This window comes from Borreliella spielmanii (assembly GCF_014201705.1).
GTDB lineage: Bacteria > Spirochaetota > Spirochaetia > Borreliales > Borreliaceae > Borreliella > Borreliella spielmanii.
Genome location: NZ_JACHFA010000011.1, coordinates 1 through 6,526, shown reverse-complemented (window position 1 = coordinate 6,526; position 6,526 = coordinate 1). Strand labels below are relative to the sequence as shown.

The following is a 6,526-nucleotide window of genomic DNA, read 5'->3' as shown; positions in this document are numbered from 1 at the left end:
TCAACACTACAAGACGAACACTCAATAACTGCAATAAAATATAATATCAAAATGCTTTTAGAGTACATTAAAAAAACAAAACCCATAGCAAAAAAAGTCTATAATCAATATTCTAAGTTAAAAATGTAAATTACAAATAAGTATTCTTGCAAGAACTTATACTTTATATTAATCAAATTGGCTTTTACAATAGAAGAAAAATCTAGATATTAGATTAAATTAGATTTAATATCTAGATTTTAACATTTTTAATATGAATATTTATTAATCAATTAGTACCTTCTTCGAGGAACTTTATTATTTTATCTATCTGTTCTACAGCTTCTTTAGACATTTTTTGTCCATTACCAGTAGTTTTACTCCCACTGAACTTTACAGTTACTCCAACCAATTTTGCTTTTGACCATATCTTACCTTTTGCAGTACTAGTATCAGTATCGGTAATGCTTCCAATCTCTTGTTTAGCTGCTTTTAAAGCTGCTAATTTCGCCGCTAATTTATCTTGGAAGAGATTTTCTAACTTTAATAATTTCCCTTTAAGCCCCTCATCACTTATATCTTTGAATTTTTCTTTTAATTGATTTATTATATCTTTATACTCTTTAAATTTTTCACCACCAGCCTTTTCATTAAGTTTAGAAACTTCTGAAAGTAAAGAATCTATTTCTTTTTTTTCGTCTGTATATGTTTCTCCTCCCATAAATGCTTTACAAGCCATTATAAATAATAATAATGATGATATAAAAAATAATTTAACTAAATTTTTATTTTTCATTAGTTACTCCTTCATTTAATAATAATTAAATAAAGCTAGCACAACATTGCAAAATACAAATTTCTATCTCAAATACAAATAAAAATTTCTAAAAATAGGATCTATACTTACAAGAATAAACTTTTTTGTTACTTGATGTATTGTACTGAAGATAAAAAAAAGGAGAGGAAAATGAAAATTATCAATATATTATTTTGTTTATTTTTAATTATGCTAAATGGCTGTAATTCCGATAATAATGCTGTTTTTAAGAAGAATAATAAAAATAATACCCAAGAAGTAAAAAGTAGGAAAAAACGTGATTTAAGCGAACAAGAAAAACCAAAATCTAAAGAAGAACTTCTTAAAGAAAAGCTATCTGATGATCAAAAAACACAACTTGATTGGTTAAAAACCGCTTTAACTGATGCGGGAGAATTTGATAAATTTTTGGAATATGATGAAAATAAAATAAAAGACGCGCTTGATCATATAAAAAGTGAACTTGATAAATGCGCTGGAAAAGATGATAAAAAAACCGCTTTTAAAAATACGGTTCAAGGGGCCCTTAAAGGTGGCAGTATAAATGATTTCAAAAGCAATACAAATGCTACATGTGATCAATAATTTAGCCCCCTTATTTGGGGGCTTTAAACATATTGCTACGCTGCAAATATATGATCAAATTGTTTTTCTTCTTTTAAGACACTAAAGAATAATAGTGGGCTAGGGCCATAAGCGGTCCTCTTAAACGACATAAACTTTTCAAAATCTTGTAAATCCTTTAATCTATTATTTTTCTTGAAATAGTCTTTTATAATCTCTGCCCAATAGTTTATACTCTTAAAATCACTATTTTTCTCAAAATATGCGATTAGATCAGCCTCAATTTTCTTGATATCATCAACATTATTAGGGTCTATATTCTGAATAAAGCGTATTTTTTGAATAATTGAGACAATATTATCTTTTTCTGTAGGGCTATTTACCCAATTTTTTATGTTAGACAACGCTTCTTTAAAAATACTGTAATAATAAAGCCTATCCTTTTTTTGTTCTTGCTTTATTTCTTTTTTCTGATTGTAACTAATCTCTTTTTTTTGTTCCTTTTTTTGTTCTTGCTTGATATTAACTTGCTTGTTAGACATAGAATTTTTGTTTTCATAATTATTGCGATTAGGTGCTGCATCATTATCAACTTCACTTTTTATATTAAGATACCCAACTAAAGCGTATCTTTTGAAATAAGTAATAGCTGATCCGACCTGTTGTGGAAATGAATTTACACTATTGCATTGTAATTTATCTGTATGAATTGGCGTATCAAATGATTCTCTGTACCCAGTACTTTTACTGTAAAAAGTAGTTCTAATAACATGTTCCTTAAAGCCATCCATAACTGACCAAGTTAGTTTTTGATAAAAACCAAGCTTTAAATTATGCTTTTTAATAACATTTTAAATTTCTTCTAATATTTCATTAAAATCCTGATACTTATAAAAATTATTATATCCATCAAGACTTTTGTCGATACGTGGCAAATTCATTCTTAAGGTATCCATATCGTTTAAGAATTTAATTTCTGCTTGAATATCATTTTGTATATCTTGGGTTTTTTCTGAAACATTGTTCATAATGTACTCCTTATTATGTTTATAAATAATTATATAGCAAAAACTATTTTTGCCAACTTTTTTATAAAAATTTTTTACAAAAAAATAGAGCTTAGCTAGATTCTCTTTATAAAAGAACTAAGCTAAGCTCTTTCAATTATTTTTTTGCAAATTAACATAATAAGGTAGTCAAACTGAAACACGTTCAAATAACTACGATACTTGTAGTCTAGCCCATTTTAAAATTAAAATCAATTTATCTTTTACTAAATTACAAAAAGTGTATTTAATTAATCAAATTAATAATTATAATTTAATATTTTTTTTAGAAAAGTATTTACTTTTAATTCGAAATTTTGCATTATTATATTAATAATTATTATTAAACATAATAAGGAGCCTAATACAATGGAGCATTTATCAAATTACACAAAAAGTCCAAAGTGCCACAACAAATTACAACGTAAATTAATAGTTCTTGTCTCAACACTAGCCTACATAAACACTAAATATAAGAAATATACACAAAAAACCATACTCTATTACTTTAATGAAAATCTAAAAAGAAATGGTCAAGCTCCTACTACATTAAGAACACTGCAAAAATATCTTTACAAATTAGAAAGAGAATTTAAAGTAACAACCAACTACTACAAACATTTGGGTGTAAATTTTGGCACGGAAATTTACTATCACCTTAATTATGAAAAAAATGTATGCCACTTTAAAATCAACCAATACTTTCAAGAAAAAATTCACTCTAGATTTAAATCTAGAGTGAATAACTACCTTAAAGACAAATCTCCAAAAAAGGGTAATGTAGAGTTGGTGGAGTGTTTATGTAATAAAAATAATATAAAAGAAGAAAGAAATTCTAATAAAATAGAAGAATACAAAAAAATAAAGTATTTCAATAAATGTAACTTTTCTAATAAAGAAACTCTTTTGGATTTATTAAAATTAGATGTTAGTACAAATTTGGCAATTGAAATATTTAAAACTGTCAAAAGATATGAAAACAGTTTAACAAAAAGTAAACATATTTCTTTTAATAAATCTTGCTATAAAGACAAGCAAAATAAATTAAAAGAAATTCTAGAAAATATTCAAAAAGAATTAGAAGAAAAAGGGTACAATTCAGAACAATTGAAAACAAATATCCAAAAAGTATATGAAATTTACAAAAATAAACCCCATTTTATTATTGAACATCAGAAATATAACGATTTAAGCGCAATAAAACGTAAATTAGAAAAATTAATTGAATTAAAAAAAGAAAACCCACAAAAAGATTATCAAAATATAAAAACATATATTTTCAATATTCTTATTGATAAACTGAAAGAAAAGACAAATATTGAATTTCTAAAGCCAATTCTAAAAACTTATTTGAATAGCAAAAAGAAATTAGAATATAATAAAGTATTCGATACGTATTACTATGAACTATTAGAGCTGATAAAAAATGAAAATAATTCTTGAATGTTAAAAGAAGTTATATAAGGATTGAACATGGAAAGTGCACCAGAAACTATCAAAAAAGGAAAATGTAAAGTAGAATGCCAAAATAAAGAAAGATTTATTTTGATCGAAAAAGAAAATGGCAAAGCCATGTACCACACAAAAATAATGATGGACGTTTATAAATTTGGAGTTTATAAGAAAAAACATGAATTTAGAGTGTCATTAAGGGCATTGTTTAATGGAGAAAGAATTGTTGAAGAAACACATTTATACCCTATTAAAGAAGGGGACAAATTTATAGGAATTTTTTACGGGTTTAGAAAACCTATAAAAAAGGCTATTGTAAAGTATCAATTAAATGGGAATAGAAAATCTTATGGATTTGCAAGAGCATATTATATGGAAGTTAGATTTAAAGCAGGTAGTGTTTTTTTCTACTTTAAGGGATTATACCGTTTGCTAGATAAACAGCGAATGAATAACCACTACAATAAAATATTATTTAGTATGTTTACAGATTTAGAAAAACAAATATATGAATTTTATGGGAAAAAATACCCAGAACAAGGACCGTTAACGAAATGGATACTAAAAAACCTAAAATAATAACAATTGCCAGTCTTAAAGGTGGTGTAGGTAAAAGCACAACGTCAATAATTCTTGCCACTCTGTTATCAAAGTCAAAAAAAATTCTTTTAATAGATATAGATACTCAAGCATCAATAACCAGCTTTTATTTCAGCAACATACAAAACAAAAATGTCAATTTGGAAAATTCCAATATATATGAAATATTAAGAGAAGGTGCTTTAGAAATAAAAAATGTTATTATAAATATTGATAATAACTTAGATTTAATACCCAGTTATTTAAGTTTACATAAATTTAATCAAGAATCAATTCCATTTAAGGAATTAAGATTAAAAAAGAAGTTAGAATCTATACAAGACAATTATGATTATATAATAATAGATACTCCACCAAGTTTAGACTTCACTTTGACAAACGCTTTAGTAAGTAGTCAATATATTTTAGTACCGATAACTGCTGAAAAATGGGCAGTTGAAAGTTTGGATCTTTTAGAGTTTTATTCAAAAAAAATAGGAACAAATTCGCCAATTTTTATATTGGTAACACGATTTAAAAAAAACAATACTCATAAACAACTACTAGACATTTTACAATTAAGAGAGGATTATTTAGGGATTATATCTGAAAGAGAAGATTTAAATAGGAGAATAGCAGAAAATGATAAATTTGATTTAAATAAAGACTATGTTTGTGAGTATAAAAAAATTCTTGAATGTTTTTTAAATAAGATGCAAGTTACGCCATCTTTTGGATGGCGGATATAAAAAGGTGTTTTTTATAGAAAATAATTCCGGTGCCGGAAAAAAATATGAGGTGATTTATATATGAATATACAATTAAATAAAAGAAATTTATCTGCCGATAACGATGTTATAGTTAGGTATAAATCGTTAAAATCTCAATTAACAATTAATGTTAAATCTGAAATTTGTTCTAGATTAGAGACAATGAAAATTTTAAAAGAGATTAAAGATAATGAATATTACAAACTAGATGGATATAAAAGTTTTGAAGAGTTTACAAAAGACTATAAATTGGCAAAAACCCAAGCTTATGATTATTTAAGAATTGCTAATGCTATAGAAGAGGGAATAATAGAGGAAGAATTTTTAGTGCAAAATGGATTTAGACAAACTCTTTTTGTACTAAGAAATAAAGAAAGTATAACAATAAAAAAATCCAAACAAAATTGGATAAAACCGCTAAGATTTCAGCTTAAAAAACAAGAAAGTTATGATTTTTATAAAAAACATGCCAAATTTACAAGTTTTATGATGGATGAGATTTTTGAAAATCAAAAGGACTTTCTTAATAAACTTTTTAAAAAATATAAAGCATTAAAAGGATAGTTTATGAATAATTTATCTTATAGGGCATATAACATAGAAAGTATAAAAAATGAATTTTTAAACATAGGATTTAGTGAGGAGGCAATAGATTTTGTTTTTCTTCATAACGATAATTACAACTTCGAATATTTAAAAGAGAAAATAATCGATGTAGAAAAAACTTTGCGAAAATATATATCCAATTTAGAGATTAAGATAGATGGTGTAAAAAACGAACTTAATACTAAAATAGATAATGTAGAAAAAAGTTTAAATACTAAAATAGATGCCGTAGAAAAGAGTTTAAATGCTAAAATAGATGCCGCAGAAAAAAGTTTAAATACTAAAATAGATGCCGTAGAAAAGAGTTTGCAAAAGGATATATTTAATTTAGATGCTAAAATAGATAATGTAGAGAAAAATTTGCAAAAAGATATATCTAATTTAAATACTAAGATAGACAATGTTAAAAGTGAACTTACTAATAAGATTGAAAATGAAGTAAAGGATTTACGTAAAGATCTTAATACTGGGAACAGACTAATCCATTTTATGATATTAACAGCCGCAATTCTAGGCCCAATATTAAATGCTTTATTTATGAAATATTTACAATTCATTAAATAATGAATAACACATAATGCTTTTTAAGCATTATATTATAATGCTAATGGGTATTACTAAAAAGAAACATTTTATTTTTGATCTATTCTAAAATAGAACTTATTTAAACTTTTTAACAAAAAGAATTTAAATAAGTTATTTTTTTGTAAAAA

General features: G+C 25.1%; 8 protein-coding genes and 1 pseudogene. 7 read left to right on the top strand and 2 right to left on the bottom strand.

Annotated features, from left to right (window positions below; all coding sequences use genetic code 11):
- On the top strand, positions 1–129 hold a 129-nt coding region (locus tag HNR35_RS05315), incomplete at its 5' end, for a BBA14 family lipoprotein (RefSeq protein ID WP_336509708.1).
- 139 nt (positions 130–268) lie between these two features.
- Here HNR35_RS05315 and revA read toward each other — a convergent pair.
- Positions 269–775: a fibronectin-binding protein RevA gene (gene revA / locus HNR35_RS05310; protein ID WP_183224417.1), complete on the bottom strand. Its 507-nt coding sequence runs from the start codon at positions 773–775 to the stop codon at positions 269–271.
- Positions 776–946: 171 nt separating this feature from the next.
- On the opposite strand from revA, the gene HNR35_RS05305 reads away from it, so the two are divergent.
- A complete protein-coding gene (locus tag HNR35_RS05305; protein WP_183224414.1) occupies positions 947–1,381 on the top strand; it encodes an Mlp family lipoprotein in 435 nt (144 codons plus the stop codon).
- Positions 1,382–1,416: 35 nt separating this feature from the next.
- Here the strand turns inward: HNR35_RS05305 and HNR35_RS05300 are convergent.
- Positions 1,417–2,388, bottom strand: a pseudogene (locus tag HNR35_RS05300) (ERF family protein).
- Positions 2,389–2,775: 387 nt separating this feature from the next.
- On the opposite strand from HNR35_RS05300, the gene HNR35_RS05295 reads away from it, so the two are divergent.
- Genes HNR35_RS05295 through bdr form a run of 5 tightly spaced genes read left to right on the top strand, consistent with a single transcriptional unit; the run spans position 2,776 to position 6,377 of the window.
- A complete protein-coding gene (locus HNR35_RS05295; protein WP_183224412.1) occupies positions 2,776–3,849 on the top strand; it encodes a plasmid maintenance protein in 1,074 nt (357 codons plus the stop codon).
- Positions 3,850–3,879: 30 nt separating this feature from the next.
- A complete protein-coding gene (locus HNR35_RS05290) occupies positions 3,880–4,437 on the top strand; it encodes a DUF226 domain-containing protein (protein WP_183224410.1) in 558 nt (185 codons plus the stop codon).
- Positions 4,413–5,186, top strand: a complete 774-nt coding sequence (locus HNR35_RS05285) for a ParA family protein (RefSeq protein WP_183224408.1) — start codon at positions 4,413–4,415, stop codon at positions 5,184–5,186. The genes HNR35_RS05290 and HNR35_RS05285 overlap by 25 nt, the downstream gene beginning before the upstream one ends.
- 60 nt (positions 5,187–5,246) lie before the next feature.
- Positions 5,247–5,771 (top strand): chromosome replication/partitioning protein, encoded by a 525-nt coding sequence (locus tag HNR35_RS05280; RefSeq protein ID WP_183224406.1) that lies wholly within the window; start codon positions 5,247–5,249, stop codon positions 5,769–5,771.
- Between the two features lie 3 nt (positions 5,772–5,774).
- A complete protein-coding gene (bdr, locus tag HNR35_RS05275; protein ID WP_183224404.1) occupies positions 5,775–6,377 on the top strand; it encodes a Bdr family repetitive protein in 603 nt (200 codons plus the stop codon).
- Positions 6,378–6,526 lie beyond the last annotated feature (149 nt).

Coding starts and splice junctions, on each gene's coding strand:
- revA (WP_183224417.1), bottom strand. CDS start 775: ATGAAAAATAAAAATTTAGTTAAATTATTTTTTATATCATCATTATTA.
- HNR35_RS05280 (WP_183224406.1), top strand. CDS start 5,247: ATGAATATACAATTAAATAAAAGAAATTTATCTGCCGATAACGATGTT.
- bdr (WP_183224404.1), top strand. CDS start 5,775: ATGAATAATTTATCTTATAGGGCATATAACATAGAAAGTATAAAAAAT.
- HNR35_RS05295 (WP_183224412.1), top strand. CDS start 2,776: ATGGAGCATTTATCAAATTACACAAAAAGTCCAAAGTGCCACAACAAA.
- HNR35_RS05285 (WP_183224408.1), top strand. CDS start 4,413: ATGGATACTAAAAAACCTAAAATAATAACAATTGCCAGTCTTAAAGGT.
- HNR35_RS05305 (WP_183224414.1), top strand. CDS start 947: ATGAAAATTATCAATATATTATTTTGTTTATTTTTAATTATGCTAAAT.
- HNR35_RS05290 (WP_183224410.1), top strand. CDS start 3,880: ATGGAAAGTGCACCAGAAACTATCAAAAAAGGAAAATGTAAAGTAGAA.